Below are 22,623 nucleotides of genomic sequence, written 5' to 3'. Positions count from 1 at the left end.
TTCGGTTGGGGTTGTGCGGGAGGGATGTCGGCGGGGGGATGTATCGTTTGGCAGGCCGCTATCGCGAGCAAGCTCGCTCCCACAGGAATCTTTGTCGCACTATAGATCTACTGTGGGAGCGAGCTTGCTCGCGATGAGGCCGGTGAGGTTGCCTTAGATCCTGAAGCTACCTACCAACTGCTTCAACCGCGCCGCCTGCTGCTCAAGGTCCGAGCACGCGCGCAATGTCGATTGCAGGTTTTCCACACCTTCCTGGTTCAGCGTGTTGATTTCGGTGATGTCGACGTTGATCGACTCCACTACGGCGGTCTGTTCTTCGGTCGCGGTGGCCACCGACTGGTTCATGCCGTCGATTTCACCGATACGCAGCGTCACGCTGTTCAGGCGCTCACCCGCAAGGTTGGCGATTTCCACGCTGTCCTGGCTGTGGCGCTGACTATCGCTCATGGTGCTGACCGATTCCCGGGCGCCGACCTGCAGCTCCTCGATCATGGTTTGCACCTGTTGCGCCGATTCCTGCGTGCGATGTGCCAGGTTGCGCACTTCGTCCGCCACCACGGCAAATCCACGACCGGCTTCACCGGCGCGGGCGGCTTCAATGGCGGCGTTGAGCGCCAGCAAGTTGGTTTGCTGGGAAATGCTGGTGATCACTTCGAGAATCTGCCCGATGTTCACCGTTTTACTGTTCAGCGATTCGATGTTGGAGCTCGATGCACTGAGCATGCTCGACAGTTGATTCATCGCCACGATACTGCGGTCCACCACTTGCTGGCCGTCTTCGGCCAGGCTGCGGGCATCGCTGGCCTGGCTCGAAGCCTGAGCGGCGTTACGGGCAATTTCCTGGGCGGCGGCGCCGAGCTGGTTGATTGCGGCCGCGACGCTGCTGGTGCGCGAGGCTTGCTGGTCGGAGTTGAACATCGACGAGTTGGAAGCGGCCACTACGCGCAATGCCACTTCGTTGACTTGCCCGGTGGCCGAAGACACTTCGCGGATCGAGCCGTGAATGCGCTCGACGAAACGGTTGAACGCGGTGCCCAGAGTGCCGAATTCGTCATTGTTCTGGATGGTCAGGCGCTTGGTCAGGTCGCCTTCGCCGTCGGCGATGTCGGCCATGGCGCGGGTCATGACGTGCAACGGCTGGATCAGGATGCGAATCAGCATGCCGAGCAGGGCGATGATGATGGCCACGGCGATGATGGTCGCAACCACAGCCGAGGTGCGGAATTCGCTGAGCATCGAGTAGGCTTTTTCCTTATCGACCGACAGACCGATGTACCAGTTGACCGATGCCAAGCCTTTGATCGGGGTGAAGGTCACGATGCGGGTTTTGCCGTCGACCTGGATTTCGCTCATGGCGCTGCTGATGGCCGGCGTGTCTTGCGGGTAGACATCCTTGAGCGCCTTCATCGCCAGCGCTTTGTCGGGATGTACCAGGATCTTGCCGTCGGAGCTGACCAGGAACGCATAACCCATGCCGTCGAAATCCAGCTTGCCAAGGCTGTCGGCGATCACTTGCAAACTCAGGTCGCCACCGACCACGCCGATGTTCTGGCCGTCCTTGATAACGCTGTCGACAATGGAAATCACCAGTTGGCCGGAGGCCAGATCAATGTAAGGCTCGGTCAATGCCGAACTGCTGCTGCTTTGCGCGCTCTTGTACCAGGGACGTGCACGCGGGTCGTAGCCATCGGGCATCTTGCTGTCCGGGCGAATGATGAAAGAGCCATCCTTGTTGCCGAGGTAGGCGCCCATGAAGGTCGAGGTCACGGCTTTTTGTACAAGCAGGCTGGAAACGTTGTCGGCATCGGGGTTGAGCGCAACAGTTTGTGACAGGTTTTCAATCAGCAGGCTGCGCCCGTTCAACCAGGTCTGGATATTGTTGGCGGTCACCGCGCCCATTTCCTGCAGATAATTTTCCAGGTCTTTGCGGATGGCATTGCGCTGCAAGTAGTCGTTGTACAGCGTAAAGGAGGCGAAGGCGGCAATCACAATGAGGGCGGCAGCAAGCAGGATTTTATGGCTGAAACGCAGATTTTTGTTCATGGCTTGGGGTTCCGCTAAGGTCTTAATGTCCAGCGCGTGCTTTTATAAAGGGACGCACGACGGGCAAGGTTGAAAGCAAGTGAATTTTCCGACTCTCCTTAGGGAAATTTCCGACCAGATCGTGTCTGACTGCTTTGTCGTTATCTCTATCGGCCGTGTAGGACCAAAGATTAATCATGGGTGACCAAATGCCTGACTCATTGCAACTCGTTATCGGCGCCGATCCAGAAGGGCAGCCGACTGCCCAGGCCATGCGCCTGGCGAACCGCCACGGATTGATCGCGGGCGCGACCGGCACCGGCAAGACAGTCACTTTGCAACGAATGGCCGAAGCCTTCAGCGATGCCGGCGTGGCGGTGTTCGCCGCGGACATCAAGGGTGACCTGTGCGGCCTCGGCGCCGCCGGCAATCCCCAAGGCAAGATCGCCGAGCGGATTGCCGGGATGCCCTGGCTCAACCACAAGCCTCAGGCTTATCCGGTGACGTTGTGGGACATACACGGTCAGTCCGGTCATCCTTTACGCACAACCTTGAGTGAAATGGGGCCGCTGCTGCTGGGCAGTCTGCTGGAGCTGACCGACAGCCAGCAGTCGGCGCTGTACGCCGCGTTCAAGGTGGCGGACCGCGAAGGCCTGTTGTTGCTTGATCTCAAGGACCTGAAGGCATTGCTCAATCACCTGCGGGACAACCCCCAGTTGCTGGGCGACGATGCGGCGTTGATGACCACCGGCTCCAGCCAGGCATTGCTGCGACGTCTGGCGACCCTGGAGCAACAGGGCGCCGAAGCCTTGTTCGGCGAGCCGGCGCTGCAACTCGAAGACATCCTCCAGCCCACGGCGGACGGGCGCGGTCGCATTCATTTGCTGGATGCCAGCCGCCTGGTGCATGAAGCGCCGAAAGTCTACGCGACGTTCCTGCTGTGGCTGCTGGCAGAGCTGTTCGAACAGTTGCCGGAGCGTGGCGATGCCGACAAGCCGTTGCTGGCGCTGTTCTTCGACGAGGCCCACTTGTTGTTCAACGGTACGCCCCAGGCATTGCGTGATCGTCTGGAGCAAGTCGTGAGGCTGATTCGTTCGAAAGGCGTGGGCGTGTATTTCGTCACCCAGTCGCCGGGTGACCTGCCGGATGATGTGCTGGCGCAGTTGGGCTTGCGCATCCAGCACGGTCTGCGTGCGTTCACCGCCAAGGAACAGAAGTCCCTGCGCGCGGTAGCCGATGGTTTCCGGCCGAACCCGGCGTTTGATGCGTTGTCGGTGCTGACCGAGCTCGGGATCGGGGAGGCGCTGGTCGGCACCCTGCAGGAAAAAGGCACGCCGGAAATGGTCCGGCGGGTGCTGGTGGCACCGCCGCAATCGCGGATCGGGCCTTTGACCGCCGCCGAGCGCACGGCGTTGATTGCCGGTTCACCTTTGCAAGGGCGTTATGACAAGCCGATTGACCGTGACTCGGCCTATGAGGTGCTGATGGGACGCAAGGGCCTGGCGCCTGAGCCTGAAGCGGAGCAGGGTAAACAGGAACCGAGCTTCACCGAACAGGCGGGAGAGTTCCTCGGCACCGCGGCAGGGAAGGCACTGAAATCGGCGATGCAACAGGCGGCGAACCAGATTGGCCGACAGTTGGTGCGCGGGTTGATGGGTTCGTTGCTAGGCAGCAAAAAACGCCGCTAGCTTGAGCGACCACAATCTAACTGTGGGAGCGGGCTTGCTCGCGAAGGGGGCATGTCAGTCAACGTTATGTTGTTTGACACACCGCCTTCGCGAGCAAGCCCGCTCCCACATGGGTTCTGTGTCAGGATTTGGATTTGGCGTGCGCCGCCAGTCGCTCCAGCGCTGCCCGCAAATTCGGGTCGCTGATCCCATCGGCCGTGGCCTGGATGGTCGCTGCCGCGTCGTTGGACAAATCCATGGTATGCCCGGCCGCACCTTGCTGAACGGTCGGCGGTTGAACTTTGAACAGGATCCGGGTCAGATTGGCGAACTCATCGAACATCTGCAATTGCCGCTGCAAACGCTTTTGCTGGTAACGCAGGCGAGTTGCCCAATGACCGTCGGTGACAATCAGCAACAAACTGCCTTCGCGCCAGGAAGCCACGTGGCAATGCTCGCGAGCGGCGGGTTGCAATTGGCTTTCGAGCAAACGTTGCAGATGACCCAGGCGTTGAGCGTGGCCGAGAATGGCCTTCAGCGGCTTGGCTTCGCGTAGTAGAACGGCAGGTACTTTGGCCGTAAGTGGGCGAAATGCCATGATCAGACACCTGAAGTAACAGAGGCGCCATGGTAGCAGAAAGCGCCGAGTGCACCCGCCCATTGCTTTTGTGGGCGCTTTACCCATTAAATCAACAACTAACTTCTGCCTTGAACGGCTTGAAGTTGAGCAAAACGCCCTTATTTTAAGTGAGCCCCGTCAAAGCGCTGTGCCAGCATCGTGGAATATCGCCACTTTCCTCTCCATCGTTTCCGGGTAGAATGCTCGTTCGCATGCGGCCATGAGGGCTGCACGGGCGACTCACGGGGCCGCCCTCCATCCCTTTAGTGTGGAAGATCCTGCCGATATGTTTGCGCCTTTGTTAAAGAAACTTTTTGGAAGCAAGAACGAGCGTGAAGTCAAACGCATGCTCAAGACGGTGCAACTCGTCAATGCCTTCGAAGAGCAAATGGTGGCCCTTTCGGACGATCAATTGCGTGCCAAGACAAGCGAGTTCAAGGCCCGCATCGCCAAAGGGGAATCCCTCGACAAACTGCTGCCAGAAGCCTTTGCGGTCGCCCGCGAAGCCGGCAAGCGTGTCATGGGCATGCGCCACTTCGATGTCCAGCTGATCGGCGGCATGACCTTGCATGAAGGCATGATCGCGGAAATGCGTACCGGTGAAGGCAAGACCCTGGTGGCAACACTGGGCGTTTACCTCAACGCGCTGTCCGGCAACGGCGTGCACGTTGTGACGGTGAACGACTACCTGGCCCGCCGTGACGCCAACTGGATGCGCCCGCTGTATGAATTCCTCGGCCTGACGGTCGGCGTTGTGACGCCGTTCCAGCCGCCGGAAGAGAAGCGCGCTGCCTACGCCGCCGACATCACCTACGGCACCAACAACGAATTCGGTTTCGATTACCTGCGCGACAATATGGCGTTCAGCATGGAAGAAAAATTCCAGCGCGAACTCAATTTTGCCGTGATCGACGAAGTCGACTCGATCCTCATCGACGAAGCCCGTACGCCGCTGATCATCTCCGGTCAGGCCGAAGACAGCTCCAAGCTGTACATCGAGGTCAACAAGCTGATCCCGCAGCTCAAGCTGCACGTTGAAGAAGTCGAAGGCGAAGTGACCCAGGCCGGTCACTTCACCGTCGACGAGAAGACCCGTCAGGTCGAACTCAACGAAGCCGGTCACCAGTACGTCGAAGAAACGCTGACCCGCATCGGCCTGCTGGCTGAAGGCGAGAGCCTGTACTCGGCCCACAACCTGAGCCTGCTGACTCACGTTTACGCCGGCCTGCGCGCGCACAAGCTGTTCCATCGCAACGTCGAATACATCGTGCAGGACGGTCAGGTCGTACTGGTCGACGAGCACACCGGCCGTACCATGCCGGGCCGCCGCTTGTCCGAAGGCCTGCACCAGGCCATCGAAGCCAAGGAAAACCTGAACATCCAGGCCGAAAGCCAGACGCTGGCGTCGACCACCTTCCAGAACTACTTCCGTCTGTACAACAAACTGTCCGGCATGACCGGTACGGCCGACACCGAAGCGTTCGAGTTCCACCAGATCTATGGCCTGCAGGTCATGGTGATTCCACCGAACAAGCCGCTGGCCCGTAAGGACTACAACGACCTGGTGTTCCTGACCGCCGACGAGAAATACGCGGCAATCGTGGCCGACATCAAGGAAAGCATGGCCGCGGGCCGTCCGGTCCTGGTCGGTACCGCCACTATCGAAACCTCCGAGCACATGTCCAGCCTGCTCGTGAAGGAAGGCATCGAACACAAGGTCCTGAACGCCAAGTTCCACGAAAAGGAAGCCGAGATCATTGCCCAGGCCGGTCGCCCGGGCGCGCTGACCATCGCCACCAACATGGCCGGTCGTGGTACCGACATCCTGTTGGGTGGTAACTGGGAAGTGGAAGTGGCTTCCCTGGAAAACCCGACCCCTGAGCAGATTGCCCAGATCAAGGCCGACTGGCAGAAACGTCACCAGCAAGTGCTCGAATCGGGCGGTTTGCAGGTGATTGCCTCCGAGCGCCATGAATCGCGCCGTATCGACAACCAGTTGCGTGGTCGTGCCGGTCGTCAGGGCGACGCCGGTTCCAGCCGTTTCTACCTGTCGCTGGAAGACAGCCTGATGCGCATCTTCGCCTCTGACCGGGTGAAAAACTTCATGAAGGCCCTGGGCATGCAGCCTGGCGAAGCGATCGAGCACCGCATGGTGACCAACGCTATCGAAAAGGCCCAGCGCAAGGTCGAAGGCCGCAACTTCGACATTCGCAAGCAACTGCTCGAGTTCGACGACGTCAACAACGAACAGCGTAAAGTGATCTATCACATGCGTAACACGTTGCTGGCCGCCGACAACATCGGTGAGACCATCGCTGACTTCCGTCAGGACGTGCTCGACGCCACCGTCAGCGCGCACATTCCTCCACAATCGCTGCCCGAGCAGTGGGACGTGGCCGGTCTGGAAGCCGCGTTGCAGAGCGATTTCGGTGTGGCGCTGCCAATCCAGCAGTGGCTCGACGAAGACGACCACCTGTACGAAGAAACCCTGCGCGAGAAACTGATGCAGGAACTGATCGCGGCGTACAACGAGAAAGAAGACCAGGCGGGCGCCGAAGCGTTGCGCACCTTCGAGAAGCAAATCGTTCTGCGCGTACTGGACGACCTGTGGAAAGACCACCTGTCGACCATGGATCACCTGCGCCACGGTATCCACTTGCGTGGCTATGCCCAGAAGAACCCGAAGCAGGAATACAAGCGCGAGTCCTTCACCCTGTTCTCCGAATTGCTGGATTCGATCAAGCGCGATTCGATCCGTGTGCTGTCCCACGTTCAGGTTCGTCGCGAAGACCCGATCGAAGAGGAGCAGCGCCTGCGTCAGGAAGCCGAGGCATTGGCCGCTCGCATGCAGTTCCTGCATGAAGAGGCTCCAGGCCTTGAACAGCCTGAAGTGTTGGGCGAAGAGGTCGATGTTGCCCTCGCTGCCGCGCCGGTTCGCAACGAGCAGAAGCTGGGTCGCAACGAGTTGTGCTACTGCGGTTCGGGCAAGAAGTTCAAGCATTGCCACGGGCAGATTCAGTAAAACCCGTTTCAATCGCTGAAATACCCGCGCCGCGACCGGCTTCTGCCGTCGCGGCGTTTTACCATTCGAACCACCGTTCTGCTGAAACGGTGCTGACATCATTTATAAAGGAGCGCATTCATGGCTGTTGGTCTTGGTCCTTTGCCAACGTTGCACCCGGTTGCCGGTTTTGAACTCGGTATCGCCTCGGCTGGCATCAAGCGCCCGGGGCGCAAGGATGTTGTGGTCATGCGCTGTGTTGAGGGCTCCACGGTTGCCGGCGTGTTCACCCTGAACGCCTTTTGCGCCGCACCGGTGATCCTGGCCAAGCAACGCGTACAAGGCCCTGTGCGTTATCTGTTGACCAACACCGGCAATGCCAACGCCGGCACGGGCGAACCTGGCCTGGCTGCCGCCGAGCGCACTTGCGCGAAACTGGCCGAGTTGACCGGTGTCGATGCCAGCCAGGTGCTGCCGTATTCCACCGGTGTGATCGGCGAGCCGCTGCCGGTCGAGAAAATCGAAGGCGCGCTGCAAGCGGCCCTCGATGACCTGTCGATCCACAACTGGGAAGCTGCCGCCACCGGCATCATGACCACCGACACCCTGCCAAAGGGCGCCAGTCGTCAGTTCCAGCACGACGGTGTGACCATCACCGTTACCGGCATCAGCAAAGGCGCCGGCATGATTCGCCCGAACATGGCGACCATGCTCGGCTACATCGCCACCGACGCCAAAGTCTCCCGCGATGTGCTGCAAAACCTGATGCTGGATGGCGCCAACAAGTCGTTCAACCGCATCACCATCGATGGTGATACCTCGACCAACGACTGCTGCATGCTGATCGCCACCGGTCAGGCTGCGCTGCCGGAAATCACCCGCGCCGAAGGCGAACTGTTTGCCAAACTCAAGCAAGCGGTGTTCGAAGTGTGCATGGACGTAGCCCAGGCCATCGTTCGTGACGGTGAAGGCGCGACCAAATTCGTCACTGTTGAAGTCAATGGTGGCGGCAACCACCAGGAATGCCTGGACGTTGGTTACACCGTGGCTCACTCGCCGCTGATCAAGACCGCGCTCTTCGCTTCCGACCCGAACTGGGGCCGCATCCTGGCCGCCGTCGGCCGTGCCGGTGTACCGAACCTGGACGTGAGCAAGATCGACGTATTCCTCGGCGACGTGTGCATCGCCAGCCGTGGTGCGCGCGCGGCGACCTACACCGAAGCCCAGGGCGCGGCGGTGATGCAGCAGGAAGAAATCACCATCCGTATCGAGTTGGGTCGTGGCGATTGCAGTGAAACCATCTGGACTACCGATCTGTCCCACGAGTACGTGAAGATCAACGCCGAGTACCGTACTTGATACACGGCTAAAGACCGAGTCGTCCCATTCGCGAGCAAGCCCGCTCCCACAGGAGATCTTCAGTGAACACAAAATGTGAGTACTGTCCGATCAACTGTGGGAGCGGGCTTGCTCGCGAAGGCTGACGACCAGACGCTGGATATTCTTGCTTGTTACCCTGACGAGAAGGCACCCCGAACATGAGCCTGCACCTGATCATCGGCGACAAACTGCTTTCTTCCTGGTCCCTGCGCGGGGCCCTGGCTCTGGATCTGACCGGCGCCTCCTACACCGAAGAACTGATCAAGCTGAATCAGCCGGACACCCGTGAGCGTCTGCTCAAGCATTCGCCAACCGGCAAGGTCCCGCTGCTGAAAACCGAACACGGTACCATCGCCGACTCCCTGGCGATTGCCGAATACCTGGCAGAACAGTTTCCCGACGCGAACCTGTGGCCCAAAGACACCGCCGCCCGTGCCCAGGCGCGTTCGGCGTGCGCGCAGATGCACAGTGGCTTTTTCGCCATGCGCGGCAACATGCCGTTCGACCTGAGCCATGACTCAGCGCTGTCGCCGGTCCCGGCCGATGTCCAGGCGGACATCGAGCGCATGTCAGCGTTGTGGGCGGAGTGCCGTGCTGTCGCGACAGAAACCGGACCGTACCTGTTTGGTCGTATCAGTCTGGCGGATGTGTTCTTTGCACCCATCGCCGTGCGCCTGCGCACCTATCGGGTGAAACTGTCCGCGGCTGATGAAGCCTATGTTGAAACCCTCTACCAATGGCCAGCGTTCAAGGCCTGGCAGAAGGCCGGACTGGAGGAAATCGAGCGGTGAAACGAGTTCATGTAGCCGCCGCCGTTATCCGTGATAACAACGGCAAGATCCTTATCGCCCGCCGTGCCGATACCCAGCACCAGGGTGGCCTGTGGGAGTTTCCCGGGGGCAAGGTCGAGGCCGACGAGTCGGTCGAAACCGCACTGGCCCGCGAACTCCATGAGGAACTGGGCATCGTGGTCGGCGCGGCGCGCCCGCTGATCAAGGTCCGGCACGATTACCCGGACAAGCAGGTGTTGCTGGATGTCTGGGAAGTCTCGGCGTTTAGCGGCGAGCCCCACGGTGCCGAGGGACAACCGCTGGCCTGGGTGACACCCCGCGACCTGTCGGATTATGAGTTCCCTGAAGCCAACCGGCCGATCGTCGCGGCCGCACGGTTACCCGAGCAGTACTTGATCACCCCGGAAGACCTGGAACCCCCCGCGTTGTTGCGTGGTATTCAGAAGGCCATTGCCGGCGGCGTCAAGCTGATCCAGTTGCGTGCACCGAACGGCTACGACCCGAAATACCGCGACCTGGCAGTGGATGCTGTGGGGCTGTGTGCCGGCAAGGCGCAATTGATGATCAAGGGGCCATTCGAATGGCTGGGCGACTTCCCGTCCGCCGGTTGGCACATTACCGCGGCGCAACTGCGCAAATACGCAGCGGCTGGCCGACCGCTTCCGGCATCGCGCTGGCTGGCGGCGTCTTGCCATAACGCTGAAGAGTTGGCGCTGGCCGAACAGATGGGGGTGGATTTCGTGACCCTGTCGCCGGTTCAACCGACCCTGACTCACCCTGGCGCCGAGCCGTTGGGTTGGGAGCAGGCATCGAGCCTGATCGAGGGCTTCAGCAAGCCGGTGTTCCTGCTCGGTGGTGTAGGTCCGTCGGAGGTCGAGAAAGCCTGGGCTGCGGGTGCGCAGGGGGTGGCGGGGATTCGGGCGTTTTGGCCTGATTCCCAGTGATGCAAATGACCTCATCGCGAGCAAGCTCGCTCCCACAGTAGATTTGTGGCGTTCACAAAACCTGTGGGAGCGGGCTTGCCCGCGAAGGGGCCCTGACAGGCGCCGATTAAACCTCAGGTTTCGCCGCAGGCTGCCAAAGTATCTCCGCCACTCCCTGACGCTTGGCAATCAACCGCGCCACAACAAACAACAAATCCGACAACCGATTGATGTACGCCAGGCCAACCCCGGCCAACGGTTCAATCGCGTTGAGCTGCTGACATCGCCGTTCTGCGCTGCGCGCCAGGCTGCGGCAGACATGGGCCTGGGCAATCAGCGTCGAGCCGCCGGGCAAGATGAAGTTTTCCAGCGGCCCCAGCTCTTCATTCCACAGATCGATCGCCGCTTCCAGTCGTTCGATTTCCGCTGCATTCAACGCCTGATACACCGGCATCGCCAGCTCGCCACCCAGATCAAATAACCGATGCTGGCAGGGGGCCAATACCTCGATCACTTCGTTCAAGTCCGGAAACTGACCCGTTTGCGCTGCCAACCCGGCCAGCAACACGCCCACCTGACTGTTCAGCGTATCGACTTCGCCAATGGCCTCGATCCGCGGGTGATCCTTGGGCACGCGACGACCATCGCCCAGCCCGGTCTCGCCTTTGTCGCCAGTGCGGGTGTAAATCTTCGACAAACGAAAGCCCATGGTTACCTCGATAGCAGATTGAGTTGTTGCGAGACAGGCGGCGTGCTCGCCAGGGGCAGGCGCAAGGTGAAGCAGGTGCCTTGGCCAAGCGTCGATTGCACTTCCATCTGCCCTTTGTGGTTATTGGTGACGATGAAGTACGACACCGACAGGCCAAGCCCGGTGCCCTGGCCGATTTCCTTGGTGGTGAAGAATGGTTCGAAGGTCCGTTTGCGCACGCTTTCGCTCATGCCGATGCCGTTGTCCTCGACCTGAATTTCCGCCCATGGCGGGTTGAGCCTGGTGCGCAGAATGATCCGTCCAGGCTCGCTGTCATCTTCGCGCTGGTGGATGGCTTGCGCAGCGTTTTTCAACAGGTTGAGCAGCACTTGCTCCAGTTCGTTGGCGGTGCCGGGGACCGGTCCCAGCGCGGGATCGAACTGACGAATGATGGCCTGGCCCTTGAAGTCGAAGCCGATCGCCAGGTCGAAATCGTTACCGGCGATCTCCACCGCCTGGTCGATCAGGGCGGGCAGGTCGCAAGGGGCCATCTGGCGGGTGCTGCGACGACTGAAGCTGAGCATGTGGGTGACGATTTTCGCCGCCCGGGCACCTGCCTGCTGGATGCCGTCGAGCAACTGTGGCACCTCGCGAACTTGCAGGTACTGGTTGACCGTCGTCAGTTCGATGCCGGCCTGTTCAGCCACTTCGAGGTTCTTCGGCAAATCGGGTGACAGGCGCCGGCGAATGTTTTGCACGTTGTGCAGGATCGCGCCCAGCGGGTTGTTGATCTCGTGGGCCATGCCGGCGGCCAGACCACCCACCGAAAGCATTTTCTCCGACTGCACCATCATCTCTTCCAGAGACAGGCGCTGGGTGATGTCATCGATCCGGATTACCACGCCACGCCCGGCACCGCCCATCAGCGGGTAGAAAGTCAGGGCGTAGTGGCGGGGCTCATCGTCCTTGAGCCAGGTGACACGTTCGATCTTGGCCACCGTATGCTGCTCGACCGTTTCCTTGAGTTGCGGCAAGAACGGCTTGAGCGGTTCGAAGGCGAGGAAGATAGGCTGGTTCAGGGCTTCATCGAGACGCGTGCCGGACAGGGCACTGGCCTCCTGGTTCCATTGCGTCACGTAGAGCTGTTCGTCGAGTGCGATCAGCGCCGACGGCATGGAGTCGATGATGCTGTTGAGGTAGTTCTGGAAACCGGTGAGCTTTTTCTCGATCTTGCTGCGCACCTGGACTTCGAGCTCCAGTTTGCGGTTGGTATGGCGGGTTTCCTCTGCCAGACCCTGGGCCTGGTCGTAGGCTGCCTGGGAGTCGTCCCTGGCCCGCTTGAGTTGCTGCTCCCTGGCCTCGATCCGCGAAAGCATGGTATTGAACGCCTCGGCGAGGCTGCCGATTTCATCGTGGTTTCCGCGCGAAGCACGCAGTGCATAGTTTTCTTCACGGGTTACCTGCCGGGACAATTCCTCGAGTTGGTGGATCGGCCGGGTAATCAAGCGCTTGATCTGGCGGGCAATGATCAGCCACAGCAGCACGCTGAAGATCAGAATCCCCAGGCTGGCCGTCAGGGTCCCGGTGTAGAACGCCACTGGCAGTTCGCTCGTGGCCACCAACAACAGGTGCCCTGGTGCCGCACCGGTGCGGGCCAGGGGGATGACCTGGTTGGTACGAAACTCGGTGGCCTGCCAGTCTTCGATATGCCGGAAACGCTTCGGCAGTTCCAGGTTGTCGCCATGCTGCAATTGCGCCAATCGCTCACCCTTTCCGTCATACAGGGCCGCCGCGCGCAACGGCGAATAGCTGTTGAGTTCATTGAGCAGGCGCTCGGCGCTTTGCGGTGACGCCAGGGCTTCGGAGGCCAGGGTCGGGTTGGATATCAGGCGGCCGATGGTCTGCAGAGCCTGGGGCGCCATGCTTTCCTGGGAGATGTAGTAGGCGGCACTGATAAAGGTCAGGTTGGCAACCAGCAGGACGGTGACCATCAGTACCAGCAGGGCGGCCAGCAGTTTCTGGCCGACGGGCAGGTTTTCAAGGCGCTGGCGCAATGGCATCGGATTCATCGCAGACAAGGAACAAGTGGCCAGCGTAGCCGCTGCTCAGTCGCTGGGCAATCCAAGGCTTTGCAGGCGAGCGATCAACCTTGCCTCAAGTTGATTGAGGTGAGGCAGGTTCAGTTGATGACGCCCGGCCACTTTGCAGGCGTAACCGAGCAGGTAGCTGATTTCCGTGCGGCGCTGGCTCGTGACGTCCTGATGCATCGAGGAGTAGTTGGCTGCGGTGGCGTGAATCACTCGTTCGACTTCCTGCTGCAGGTTTTCGGCGGCTGCCGGCTGACCACAACGCTCAAGCAACTCCGCCAGTTCGCCGCACAGGGTGGCGACCTCACATTGATGTTGCTGCAAACCGCCGTTGCGGCAATCGTGCAGCACCGTCAGCGGATTGATCGCACAGTTGAGGGCGAGTTTGCGCCACAGCCTGGTCAGAATCTCCGTGCTCCACTCGTGGGGAATGCCGGCAGCGCTCAGGTCATCGAGCCAGATCGGCGCCACCGGATGGCTCGCATCCCCCAGCCAGGTGAAACCATGCCCGGCAAACACCACGCGCCAATCGCCATCGCGGAAGGCACCTTCTGTGCTCGAGGCATAGATGCAGCGAGCCTGAGGAACCTGTGCGGCTACCGCGTCCTGACTGCCCAGGCCATTTTGCAACAGGATCAGTTCGGCGCCTGGGGCCAGGCGTGGCGCCAATCGAGCCACCGCACTTTCGGTATCGTAAGCTTTGCACGCCACCAGCAGGCGGTGGATCGGTTGCGGGCTGTCGGCTGTCTCGGCGGGCACGGCATAGTGTTGTGCCTCGCCGTGTTCCACCAGTGTCAATCCACCGGCCGCCTCATAGGCCTGCAGTCTCGCGGTGTCCCGCAGGATCAGCCTGACCGGCACGCCAGCCCGTGCCAGACGTGTCGTCCATAATGTGCCGAGGCTGCCGGCGCCCAGTACATGCCAGGTGGTGGACATCAGCTTTTTGCTCTGTTTAAGGCGTGCATCGGCAGCTCGCAGTGAATGATGGGAAAGACCCGTTATAATCAGCGCGGATTTTAACCGCAAGCCAGGCGTGCTCCATCAGTGCGCCTTTAAATTTGGAGAGATTACATGCCGTCGTTCGACGTGGTATCCGAACTGGACAAACACGAAGTCACCAACGCGGTCGAGAACGCCGTCAAGGAACTCGATCGTCGTTATGACCTGAAAGGCAAAGGCAGCTTCGAGTTCAAGGAAAAAGACCTGACCGTCAACCTGACCGCCGAAGCGGATTTCCAGCTCGAAGCGATGATTGAGATCCTCAAGCTGGCGCTGGTCAAGCGCAAAATCGACGTGCAGTGCCTTGAAGTCAAGGACGCGTTCGCGTCGGGCAAGCTGATGAAGCAGGACGCCGTCCTCAAGGAAGGCATCGACAAGGAGCTGGCGAAGAAAATCGTCGCTCATGTCAAAGATGCCAAGCTCAAGGTCCAGGCAGCCATTCAGGGCGAGCAGGTTCGCATCACCGGTAAAAAGCGTGATGACCTGCAAGAAGCCATTGCAGTGCTGCGGGCCAAAGAATTCGGTATGCCGCTGCAGTTCAACAACTTCCGCGACTGATCTTGAAAGCGGGAACCTCCTGGCGTTTGCGACGTCGCAGACCCCAGCAACGGCAGAAACGATTGAGCCCGTCGCGGTTAGATCTTTCTGCCGCTTTTTTTACGCATGCCGGGTAGCCGGAAAACAGGAGAATGTAGATGGACTTAAATGCCGAGGTAGACAATCTGGTCAAGGTATCCCAAAGCTGGATCCCGATGATCATGGAATACGGCAGCCGTGTACTGCTGGCGGTCATCACCCTGGCCATCGGCTGGTGGCTGATCAACAAGGTCACGAAAAAGCTCGGCGGCCTGATTGCATTACGTAATGCCGACCTGGCGCTGCAAGGCTTTATCAGCAGCCTGGCGAATATCATCCTCAAGATCCTGCTGGTCGTCAGCGTGGCCTCGATGATCGGTGTGGAAACCACTTCGTTTGTGGCGGCGATTGGTGCGGCAGGCCTGGCCATTGGCCTGGCCTTGCAGGGCAGCCTGGCGAACTTCGCCGGTGGCGTGCTGATTTTGCTGTTCCGTCCGTTTCGCATCGGCGACTGGATCGAGGCTCAGGGTATCGCCGGTACTGTCGACAGCATCCAGATTTTCCATACCGTACTGCGTACTGGTGACAACAAGACCATCATCGTGCCGAACGGCAATCTGTCGAATGGCATCATCACTAACACAAACCGTCAGCCGACTCGTAAAGTCGTGTTTGATGTAGGCGTTGATTACGAAGCGGACCTTCAGAAAGCCCGTGAAGTTTTACTGGAATTGGCCAGGGACCCGCGAGTATTGACAGATCCGGAACCACAGGCAGTTGTTTCTACCCTGGGTGACAGTTCGATCACGCTTTCGCTTCGTGTCTGGGTAAAGACTGCCGATTACTGGGATGTGTTGTTCATGTTCAACGAACTATCCCGTGATCGCCTGAGAGAGGCCGGCATCGATATTCCGTTTCCACAGCGGGTTATTCGTGTGGTTCAGGAGTCTGCGGTGCAGTAACAGGTCATTTGAACAATGTCTGACTCTTTGGTCAGGCATGTTCTGTAAGGGGCAGGTCGTTAAAGCAGTCAGGCGACAGCCAACAAAAAAGGCCCATCCGGAGATGGGCCTTTTGTTTTGTTACCGCAAACTAACTGGATGCGATTACAAAACCGACAGCGGGTAGTCGACGATGAAACGGAACTCTTTCACGTCGCCTTCACCTTCGTCAGCGTTAGCGAAGTGCCATGCTTGACGAATACGGAAGGAAAGATCTTTTGCCGGGCCAGACTGAACAACGTACTTGGCTTCGAAGTTGGTTTCGTTGTGCTTGCCGTCTGCACCGTAGATGCCTTCGTAAGCGCCGCCAACTGGAGCCTTGGTGCCGTCGATGTCCCAACCTTTAACGTAACGGGTCATGAAGCTCAGACCTGGAACGCCGTACTCAGCCATTTTCAGGTCGTAACGAACCTGGGCAGACTTCTCGTTCGGAGCGTTGAAGTCAGAGTACTGGATGGAGTTGGCGAGGAAGATCGAGTCGCCACCGCGGTTGTTTTTGCCCACGCCGATGTAGTCGAACGGAGTGTCACCGTTGATCTTCTGGAAGGCGAGGGTGATGGTGTGTGCTTTCATGAACGAGAAAGCGGCTGCCAGGGAGTAAGCGGTGTTGCTGATCTCGCCCGCTTTGGCGTCACCGGTATCTTTGGTGTTGTAGATGTTACCGTCCAGGTTCAGCGACTCATCGCCACCCAGCGGGATGGTGTAGTTCAGGTTGGCGTAGTACTGGTTCCAGATGTCTTCCAGCTTGGCGCCATACAGCGATGCCGACAGGTTGTCGGTGATGCCGTATTTACCACCGAAGTAGTCGATGCTGTTGGCTTCTACGCCAGCGTAGGTTGCAAACAGGCCGCCGTCACGGGCGTTGCGGTCCTGGCTGGTCGCCGAGTAGAAGTGACCGGCTTCGAGGTCAAGGTCTTTGACTTCGCTGCTCTGCAGCTGGATGCCGCTGGCAGTTTGAGGAAGGATACGGGAACCGCCAACTGCAAACACTGGAGCAGTGCTTGGCTGCATGTCGCCGACTTTCAGCTCGGTTTTGGATACGCGGAATTTAACTGCGCCGCCTGCTTTGCCCTGGCTGTCGTTGACTTCGCCATCGGCGTCGCGGCTCATGTTGCCGGTGCCGCCGGTGCCATCACCGCCGTCCAGTTTGATTGCCAGGTAACCGAATGCATCAACACCAACACCGATCAGGCCTTGGGTGTAACCGGAGCTGAAATTGCCCCAGATGCCTTGGGTCCAGTCTTTCTGGTCTCGGCCACCGTCTTTGTTATCACGGTTGAAGTAGTAGTTGCGAACCAGCAAGTTCAGCGTGCTGTCTTCAACAATACCTTTGGCTTCAGCCTGGTCACTTACGAAAGGGGCGGCCGTAGCCAATTGGGTACTGGCTGCTGCTGCAACTGCCAGTGCGATCATGCTCCACTTCATCACGCGCATCGTGATTTGCTCCTTTGGTTTTAGAAGAGTACTGCCGTCCCACCTGTTTTATTATCTGGGCGGCTCTTTCTTTTTGTGTCGGCGCAAACTTATATCACGCCGACAATGTTGGCGATACTTGCGCATCTAACCTTTCGCCTTCTTTACGACCCTGTCGCAAACAGCGTGGTAGATGTCGCAAATTTCCAGCTCCGACGCAACCGGGCGGACAACTTTAATGCTGTTTTTTGCGCCTTGTCGTCGGTAAAAAGAGTCCTGGTGAAACGTTTGAATCTCCATCGGGCTACCTTGCCACTGTTTTTTTTGCCTGAGGGCCTCCGCTTCCAGCGGGTGCGACTCGGGCGATGTTGGGTATGAATGCAACAAGCGTGCACAAAATCGTCTTTTTTTCGATTTTTTTCTTGTTGGCTGCCAGGTGCTGTAAAAACCTCATAAAACCGGGGGGTTCAAGCGCTTTTGGTTTGGGCTTGACGCCTTGCCTGACATCATGTTGCGGCCTTCTGGTCGACAGTCTGGCAACCAAAAATGTTACCGGTTCACCCCACCACTGAGTAAATGGCGGATGTCGAAGCGTTCAGCGTAGACCCACTGTGCGGTTTTGGTGCAAAAAATTTTAGCCCTGTACTGAATTCATCTCTGTCGGCCGCTTGCCTGAAGCGAACTTTTCCTTGTTGATCAGTCATTTCGGCGTTTGTTGCCTGTCGTTCGGTTCTGTAAAGGTGCGCGGCAGCGAAAATTGTCCCATTCGGGGGCGGCTGTCAGATTTCCACTGGCGCTCGTGGCTTCGATGCAAGGTTCGCCGTGAAGCCTGCGCCGTTCGCAGGTATGCTGCCGTCCGGTCGCTTGGTGCGCTGTCCCTCTGGATGGGCGCTAAGCTGAAAAATGATGGCCCGGCGGGAGTACGCGCAGTGTTCACTTTAGATCCACGACTTCAACAAGACACGTTACCGATCGGGGACTTTCCGCTCTGCCGGTTGCTGCTGTCCAACGATTCGAACTATCCCTGGTTCATCCTGGTACCTCGTCGCGAGGCTATCAGCGAGATATTTCAGTTGGATGTCGCAGAGCAGCAACAGCTTTGGCAGGAAACAACAGTGCTGTCGCAAGTGCTCAAGGACGCGTTCGATGCGGACAAGTTGAATGTGGCGGCGCTGGGCAATGTCGTGAGTCAGTTGCACATGCATGTGATTGTGCGCAAGCGCGAAGATGCCGCCTGGCCAGCGCCGGTTTGGGGTAAGCATCCGGCGAAACCCTACAGTTCGGAGCAGATCGCCGCGATTCGCGAACGTTTGCGCTTGATTTTGACCGATGAATTTACGTTTCTGGAGGGCTGAAGCATGAGCCTGGAAGAGCGCGTTACCGAGCTTGAAAGCCGTCTGGCGTTTCAGGATGACACCATCCAGGCGTTGAACGATGTGCTGGTGGCGCAGCAGCGGGTGGTCGAGCGCCTGCAGCTGCAAATGGCTGCGCTGCTCAAGCGGCAGGAGGAAATGGTCGGGCAGTTCGAGTCATTCGAAGAAGAGGCGCCGCCGCACTATTAAGAGTGTCGCAGGCATGAAAAAACCGCGGACAGCTCGGCTGTGCGCGGTTTTTTTTAGCCTTGAATCAGCGGCGCGGCAGTGCGGCGATCACATCTTCGGCTTGCAGGCCCTTGTCACGATTCATGACGGAGAACTCCACGCGCTGGCCTTCGACCAGGACACGGTGGCCTTCGCCGCGAATGGCTCGGAAGTGGACGAAGATATCGTCACCGGAGTCGCGGGAGATAAAGCCGAAGCCTTTGGATGTGTTGAACCACTTGACGGTGCCGGTATCGCGGTTGCTCATGTCGTAGCTTGGCGAGGTGGCGGCTGGTGACGACTTGTAGAAGCTGATGCCCAGGTGCAGGGTAACGGCGATCAGGGCAGCGACCAGGCTGAACAGTACGGCGGGTTGACCGGCGATGACGGGCATCGGTGCGATCAGCGTCAGGGTCTGCAGGACCACGCTCAGAACCAGCAGGGCGCTGACCAGGTTTTGCAGTTGGTGACGCGGGCCTTTGTTCCAGTAAGGGATGACAGGCGCAAGTGTGAGGTTGAGCAGACCGAAAAAGGCCAGGTACAGCGCGTCGGGTTGTTGCAGGTAAGGTAAGGCTTCGGATTGCAGGCTAGGGATGAAGGACAGCAGCAAGGCCGCTGCGCCTATCAACAGATGGACGATTTTCAACATTTTGATTAACTCACGTTAAGACAGCTCACAAGGAAGAGCTGATGGCGCACGGTTCGCTTCAAGATAATAAAGAGGCGTTGGACACGTACCCGGTATCAGCCTATGCGCCGAGCCCGGTAAAAATGGGCACTGGCGACACGCTGTCTATTTAACAGCAAAGCCGCAGGCTACTCAAATCAGGGCGTCCGGCGGCTCTTTTGGGAGGGGGATTTGCCGCGGGTTGCCCGAAGTTCCGGGGCTGCGGCACAACGGCGGGTTGTGCCAGGCACCTTGGAGTGTTGTTCGCGCTCTTCTTTCCTACGCCATTCCATAAGGTGCTTCTGAAGGGGGTATCGCTTCGCAGTGTGGGAAAATATCCGGAGTAGGACGTTCTCCAGGGTCTGCCAATAGTTGTTGGCTTATCCTACGTCGAGGGTCATGAAAGTCGTCTGGATATACCTTTGCACCTGCGTTTTTATTAGTCGACAGGCAGTTGCTCTTAAAAACCAGGATGGCAAAGGAGTGTCAGCGTTATGGTTTATGAAAGGCAGGAAGAGGGGCGATACGGTTCGCACAAGGATGTAAAGGTTGATCCGTTTGTTCGCGAGTTCGATATGGGGCTGGCGCAGCCCTTGTCCCGCTCCGTACGATTGAATGGCTTCGCCACCTGTTTGCGGCTCGAGCAGGTTTATTGGGATATTTTGGGGGGGATGGCGCGGGTCAATGGTTGCTCGGTCAACAACCTGTTGTCTCATGTGGATCGCGAAGTTCACTTGCGTCACGGCGGGGTAAGGAACTTCAGTGGATTGGTGCGGGTTGTCTGTGTCGTGCACAGTCTCAAGGAAGGGGGTTGCATCGCCACGGCCTAGTCTGGACGGCGAAAACAGCAGAGTGTCGGTCTGTGCAGTCTTACGGCTGCACAGGCCGCATTTAATGGATATAATCCCGCTCTTTGCCGCAAAACCCTGCGTTTGCGGTAGCAATCTGATCGCCGAGACAACCTCCATGCCGATGTACGATTATCAATGTGCTTCCTGTGGTCATCAGTTGGAAGCCATTCAAAAGATCAGCGATGCACCGCTGGTCGACTGCCCTGCCTGTCAGGCGCCAGAGCTTAAAAAGTTGCTGTCCATGCCGGGCTTCCGCCTCAGCGGCACGGGTTGGTACGAAACCGATTTCAAGACCGGTTCCAAGAAGAACCTGGCCGGCGGCGACAAAGCTGACTAAGGTCTGGAACCTGAGTTGAACGACACGCGTGCTCTTGCATCACCCGACGACTTTTTAAAAGGCGGGGCTGCTGCAGGATCTCCACCGAATTTCGAATTACGAGAAGTGAAACCACGACCATGATGCGCAGCCATTATTGCGGCCAACTGAACGAAAGCCTGGACGGCCAGGAAATTACCCTTTGCGGATGGGTCCACCGTCGCCGTGACCACGGTGGGGTGATTTTCCTCGATATCCGTGATCGTGATGGCTTGGCCCAGGTCGTGTTCGATCCGGACCGTGCTGAAACCTTCGCCGCTGCCGATCGCGTGCGCAGCGAGTACGTCGTGAAGATCACCGGCAAGGTTCGCCTGCGTCCGGCCGGCGCGACCAACGCCAACATGGCGTCGGGCATGATCGAAGTCCTGGGCTACGAGCTGGAAGTGCTGAACGAGTCGGAAACCCCGCCGTTCCCGCTGAACGAGTTCTCCGACGTCGGCGAAGAAACCCGCCTGCGCTATCGCTTCCTCGATCTGCGTCGCCCGGAAATGGCCGAGAAGCTGCGTCTGCGCTCGCGCATGACCACAAGCATCCGCCGCTTCCTGGACGAGAACGGCTTCCTCGACGTCGAGACGCCGATCCTGACCCGTGCCACCCCGGAAGGCGCACGCGACTACCTGGTGCCGAGCCGTACTCATGCCGGTTCGTTCTTCGCCTTGCCGCAATCGCCGCAGCTGTTCAAGCAACTGCTGATGGTGGCCGGCTTCGACCGTTACTACCAGATCGCCAAGTGCTTCCGTGACGAAGACCTGCGTGCCGACCGTCAGCCGGAATTCACCCAGATCGACATCGAGACCAGCTTCCTCGATGAAAAAGAGATCATGGGCCTGACCGAGCAAATGATCCGCAACCTGTTCAAGGAAGTGCTGGGCCTGGAATTCGGCGAGTTCCCGCACATGACCTTCGAAGAAGCCATGCGCCGCTACGGTTCCGACAAGCCAGACCTGCGTAACCCGCTGGAACTGGTGGACGTGGCCGATCAGCTCAAGGAAGTCGACTTCAAGGTGTTCAGCGGCCCGGCCAACGACCCGAAATGCCGTATCGCCGCCTTGCGCGTACCTGGCGGGGCGAGCATGCCGCGCAAGCAGATCGACGACTACACCAAGTTTGTCGGCATCTACGGTGCCAAGGGCCTGGCGTACATCAAGGTCAACGAGCGTGCCAAGGGCGTTGAAGGCCTGCAGTCGCCAATCGTGAAGAACATCCCTGAAGACAACCTCAACGTGATCCTCGATCGCGTCGGTGCGGTCGACGGCGATATCGTGTTCTTCGGCGCCGACAAGGCGAAGATCGTCAGCGAAGCCCTGGGCGCGCTGCGGATCAAGCTTGGCCACGACCTGGACCTGCTGACCTGCAAGTGGGCACCAATGTGGGTCGTCGACTTCCCGATGTTTGAAGAAAACGACGACGGCAGCTTCACCGCCTTGCACCACCCGTTCACCGCGCCGAAGTGCACCCCGCAAGAGCTGGAGGCCAACCCGGCTGCCGCTCTGTCCCGTGCCTATGACATGGTATTGAACGGTACCGAACTGGGTGGCGGTTCGATCCGTATCCACCGTAAAGAGATGCAGCAGTCGGTATTCCGTCTGTTGGGCATCAACGAAGCGGAACAGGAAGAGAAATTCGGCTTCCTGCTCGATGCCCTGAAATACGGCGCGCCGCCGCACGGTGGCCTGGCCTTCGGTCTGGACCGTCTGGTCATGCTGATGACCGGCGCCCAGTCGATCCGTGAAGTGATCGCCTTCCCGAAAACCCAGAGCGCGGCGGATGTCATGACTCAGGCGCCGGGCCAGGTGGATGCCAAGGCATTGCGCGAGCTGCACATTCGTCTGCGCGAAACGCCTAAGGCCGAGTAAGGCTGACCTGAAGGGCGCATCTGTGGATGCGCCCTTTCCTTTATAGGCAGAGCAGTTCAAGATTTTTGTTTGCCGGCCGGCGCAATGCAGCGCGGCGGGCAATGTTTCAAAGAGAATTCGGAGCGA

19 protein-coding genes are annotated in these 22,623 nt (G+C 58.9%); 12 read left to right on the top strand and 7 right to left on the bottom strand.

The features are described from left to right. Positions 1-153: 153 nt before the first annotated feature. Positions 154-2,043 carry a methyl-accepting chemotaxis protein gene (locus PspS34_RS22250; protein ID WP_150813312.1) on the bottom strand — a complete coding sequence of 630 codons (1,890 nt, stop codon included), beginning with the start codon at positions 2,041-2,043 and terminating at the stop codon, positions 154-156. A gap of 188 nt (positions 2,044-2,231) precedes the next feature. On the opposite strand from PspS34_RS22250, the gene PspS34_RS22245 reads away from it, so the two are divergent. After that, entirely contained in the window at positions 2,232-3,710 is a 1,479-nt protein-coding gene (locus tag PspS34_RS22245) for a helicase HerA-like domain-containing protein (RefSeq protein WP_154860430.1), read from the top strand. 121 nt (positions 3,711-3,831) lie between these two features. Here the strand turns inward: PspS34_RS22245 and PspS34_RS22240 are convergent, their stop codons facing one another. Beyond that, on the bottom strand, positions 3,832-4,287 hold the full coding sequence (locus PspS34_RS22240) for a DciA family protein (protein WP_154860429.1): 456 nt from the start codon (positions 4,285-4,287) through the stop codon (positions 3,832-3,834). A 307-nt stretch (positions 4,288-4,594) separates the two neighbouring features. On the opposite strand from PspS34_RS22240, the gene secA reads away from it, so the two are divergent. The 4 genes from secA (at position 4,595) to PspS34_RS22220 (ending at position 10,424) form a co-directional block, all read left to right on the top strand. Further along, positions 4,595-7,330, top strand: a complete 2,736-nt coding sequence (secA, locus tag PspS34_RS22235) for a preprotein translocase subunit SecA (protein WP_150813309.1) — start codon at positions 4,595-4,597, stop codon at positions 7,328-7,330. A gap of 120 nt (positions 7,331-7,450) precedes the next feature. Then, entirely contained in the window at positions 7,451-8,668 is a 1,218-nt protein-coding gene (gene argJ, locus PspS34_RS22230) for a bifunctional glutamate N-acetyltransferase/amino-acid acetyltransferase ArgJ (protein ID WP_056726069.1), read from the top strand. A 179-nt stretch (positions 8,669-8,847) separates the two neighbouring features. Beyond that, positions 8,848-9,480 (top strand): glutathione S-transferase family protein, encoded by a 633-nt coding sequence (locus tag PspS34_RS22225; RefSeq protein WP_154860428.1) that lies wholly within the window; start codon positions 8,848-8,850, stop codon positions 9,478-9,480. Continuing rightward, on the top strand, positions 9,477-10,424 hold the full coding sequence (locus tag PspS34_RS22220) for a Nudix family hydrolase (RefSeq protein ID WP_150813306.1): 948 nt from the start codon (positions 9,477-9,479) through the stop codon (positions 10,422-10,424). Before PspS34_RS22225 ends, PspS34_RS22220 begins: the two co-directional genes overlap by 4 nt. Before the next feature lie 106 nt (positions 10,425-10,530). On the opposite strand, the gene PspS34_RS22215 is transcribed toward PspS34_RS22220, so the two are convergent. From PspS34_RS22215 to PspS34_RS22205, 3 genes are read right to left on the bottom strand one after another with little or no spacing between them, the layout of a single operon-like run. Next, positions 10,531-11,112 carry a cob(I)yrinic acid a,c-diamide adenosyltransferase gene (locus PspS34_RS22215; RefSeq protein ID WP_057713510.1) on the bottom strand — a complete coding sequence of 194 codons (582 nt, stop codon included), beginning with the start codon at positions 11,110-11,112 and terminating at the stop codon, positions 10,531-10,533. A 2-nt stretch (positions 11,113-11,114) separates the two neighbouring features. Then, positions 11,115-13,151 (bottom strand): ATP-binding protein, encoded by a 2,037-nt coding sequence (locus tag PspS34_RS22210; RefSeq protein WP_150813357.1) that lies wholly within the window; start codon positions 13,149-13,151, stop codon positions 11,115-11,117. 45 nt (positions 13,152-13,196) lie between these two features. Next, a complete protein-coding gene (locus tag PspS34_RS22205; protein ID WP_150813305.1) occupies positions 13,197-14,114 on the bottom strand; it encodes a putative 2-dehydropantoate 2-reductase in 918 nt (305 codons plus the stop codon). A 135-nt stretch (positions 14,115-14,249) separates the two neighbouring features. Here PspS34_RS22205 and PspS34_RS22200 point away from each other — a divergent pair, with 135 nt between their 5' ends. Further along, on the top strand, positions 14,250-14,735 hold the full coding sequence (locus PspS34_RS22200; RefSeq protein ID WP_007990750.1) for a YajQ family cyclic di-GMP-binding protein: 486 nt from the start codon (positions 14,250-14,252) through the stop codon (positions 14,733-14,735). 137 nt (positions 14,736-14,872) lie between these two features. Then, entirely contained in the window at positions 14,873-15,715 is an 843-nt protein-coding gene (locus PspS34_RS22195; protein ID WP_057713512.1) for a mechanosensitive ion channel family protein, read from the top strand. A gap of 144 nt (positions 15,716-15,859) precedes the next feature. Here PspS34_RS22195 and PspS34_RS22190 read toward each other — a convergent pair whose 3' ends face one another. After that, positions 15,860-17,188, bottom strand: a complete 1,329-nt coding sequence (locus PspS34_RS22190; RefSeq protein ID WP_154860427.1) for an OprD family porin — start codon at positions 17,186-17,188, stop codon at positions 15,860-15,862. A 908-nt stretch (positions 17,189-18,096) separates the two neighbouring features. Here PspS34_RS22190 and PspS34_RS22185 point away from each other — a divergent pair. Together PspS34_RS22185 and PspS34_RS22180 are read left to right on the top strand one after the other, a co-directional pair. Next, positions 18,097-18,522, top strand: coding sequence for an HIT domain-containing protein (locus PspS34_RS22185; RefSeq protein ID WP_150813356.1), 426 nt, complete (start codon positions 18,097-18,099; stop codon positions 18,520-18,522). Positions 18,523-18,525: 3 nt separating this feature from the next. Next, complete coding sequence (locus PspS34_RS22180; RefSeq protein ID WP_154860426.1) at positions 18,526-18,729, top strand: SlyX family protein; 204 nt, start codon at positions 18,526-18,528, stop codon at positions 18,727-18,729. Positions 18,730-18,793: 64 nt separating this feature from the next. On the opposite strand, the gene PspS34_RS28835 is transcribed toward PspS34_RS22180, so the two are convergent. Beyond that, a complete protein-coding gene (locus PspS34_RS28835; RefSeq protein WP_057713515.1) occupies positions 18,794-19,396 on the bottom strand; it encodes a cold-shock protein in 603 nt (200 codons plus the stop codon). A gap of 512 nt (positions 19,397-19,908) precedes the next feature. On the opposite strand from PspS34_RS28835, the gene PspS34_RS22170 reads away from it, so the two are divergent. From PspS34_RS22170 to aspS, 3 genes are all read left to right on the top strand, one after another. After that, complete coding sequence (locus tag PspS34_RS22170; RefSeq protein ID WP_057713516.1) at positions 19,909-20,244, top strand: ribbon-helix-helix domain-containing protein; 336 nt, start codon at positions 19,909-19,911, stop codon at positions 20,242-20,244. Positions 20,245-20,380: 136 nt separating this feature from the next. After that, the gene (locus tag PspS34_RS22165; RefSeq protein ID WP_032829812.1) at positions 20,381-20,602 is read left to right on the top strand and encodes a zinc ribbon domain-containing protein; all 222 of its coding nucleotides are present in this window, start codon (positions 20,381-20,383) and stop codon (positions 20,600-20,602) included. A gap of 119 nt (positions 20,603-20,721) precedes the next feature. Then, a complete protein-coding gene (aspS, locus tag PspS34_RS22160) occupies positions 20,722-22,497 on the top strand; it encodes an aspartate--tRNA ligase (protein WP_150813302.1) in 1,776 nt (591 codons plus the stop codon). Positions 22,498-22,623 lie beyond the last annotated feature (126 nt).

It is taken from the genome of Pseudomonas sp. S34, assembly GCF_009866745.1.
Classification (GTDB): domain Bacteria; phylum Pseudomonadota; class Gammaproteobacteria; order Pseudomonadales; family Pseudomonadaceae; genus Aquipseudomonas; species Aquipseudomonas jessenii.
This window is presented reverse-complemented; position numbering and strand designations above follow the sequence as displayed.

Coding starts and splice junctions, on each gene's coding strand:
- PspS34_RS28835 (WP_057713515.1), bottom strand. CDS start 19,396: ATGTTGAAAATCGTCCATCTGTTGATAGGCGCAGCGGCCTTGCTGCTG.
- PspS34_RS22250 (WP_150813312.1), bottom strand. CDS start 2,043: ATGAACAAAAATCTGCGTTTCAGCCATAAAATCCTGCTTGCTGCCGCC.
- PspS34_RS22200 (WP_007990750.1), top strand. CDS start 14,250: ATGCCGTCGTTCGACGTGGTATCCGAACTGGACAAACACGAAGTCACC.
- secA (WP_150813309.1), top strand. CDS start 4,595: ATGTTTGCGCCTTTGTTAAAGAAACTTTTTGGAAGCAAGAACGAGCGT.
- PspS34_RS22210 (WP_150813357.1), bottom strand. CDS start 13,151: ATGCCATTGCGCCAGCGCCTTGAAAACCTGCCCGTCGGCCAGAAACTG.
- PspS34_RS22165 (WP_032829812.1), top strand. CDS start 20,381: ATGCCGATGTACGATTATCAATGTGCTTCCTGTGGTCATCAGTTGGAA.
- argJ (WP_056726069.1), top strand. CDS start 7,451: ATGGCTGTTGGTCTTGGTCCTTTGCCAACGTTGCACCCGGTTGCCGGT.
- PspS34_RS22170 (WP_057713516.1), top strand. CDS start 19,909: ATGGTTTATGAAAGGCAGGAAGAGGGGCGATACGGTTCGCACAAGGAT.
- PspS34_RS22190 (WP_154860427.1), bottom strand. CDS start 17,188: ATGCGCGTGATGAAGTGGAGCATGATCGCACTGGCAGTTGCAGCAGCA.
- PspS34_RS22180 (WP_154860426.1), top strand. CDS start 18,526: ATGAGCCTGGAAGAGCGCGTTACCGAGCTTGAAAGCCGTCTGGCGTTT.
- PspS34_RS22205 (WP_150813305.1), bottom strand. CDS start 14,114: ATGTCCACCACCTGGCATGTACTGGGCGCCGGCAGCCTCGGCACATTA.
- PspS34_RS22215 (WP_057713510.1), bottom strand. CDS start 11,112: ATGGGCTTTCGTTTGTCGAAGATTTACACCCGCACTGGCGACAAAGGC.
- PspS34_RS22225 (WP_154860428.1), top strand. CDS start 8,848: ATGAGCCTGCACCTGATCATCGGCGACAAACTGCTTTCTTCCTGGTCC.
- PspS34_RS22240 (WP_154860429.1), bottom strand. CDS start 4,287: ATGGCATTTCGCCCACTTACGGCCAAAGTACCTGCCGTTCTACTACGC.
- PspS34_RS22245 (WP_154860430.1), top strand. CDS start 2,232: ATGCCTGACTCATTGCAACTCGTTATCGGCGCCGATCCAGAAGGGCAG.
- aspS (WP_150813302.1), top strand. CDS start 20,722: ATGATGCGCAGCCATTATTGCGGCCAACTGAACGAAAGCCTGGACGGC.
- PspS34_RS22195 (WP_057713512.1), top strand. CDS start 14,873: ATGGACTTAAATGCCGAGGTAGACAATCTGGTCAAGGTATCCCAAAGC.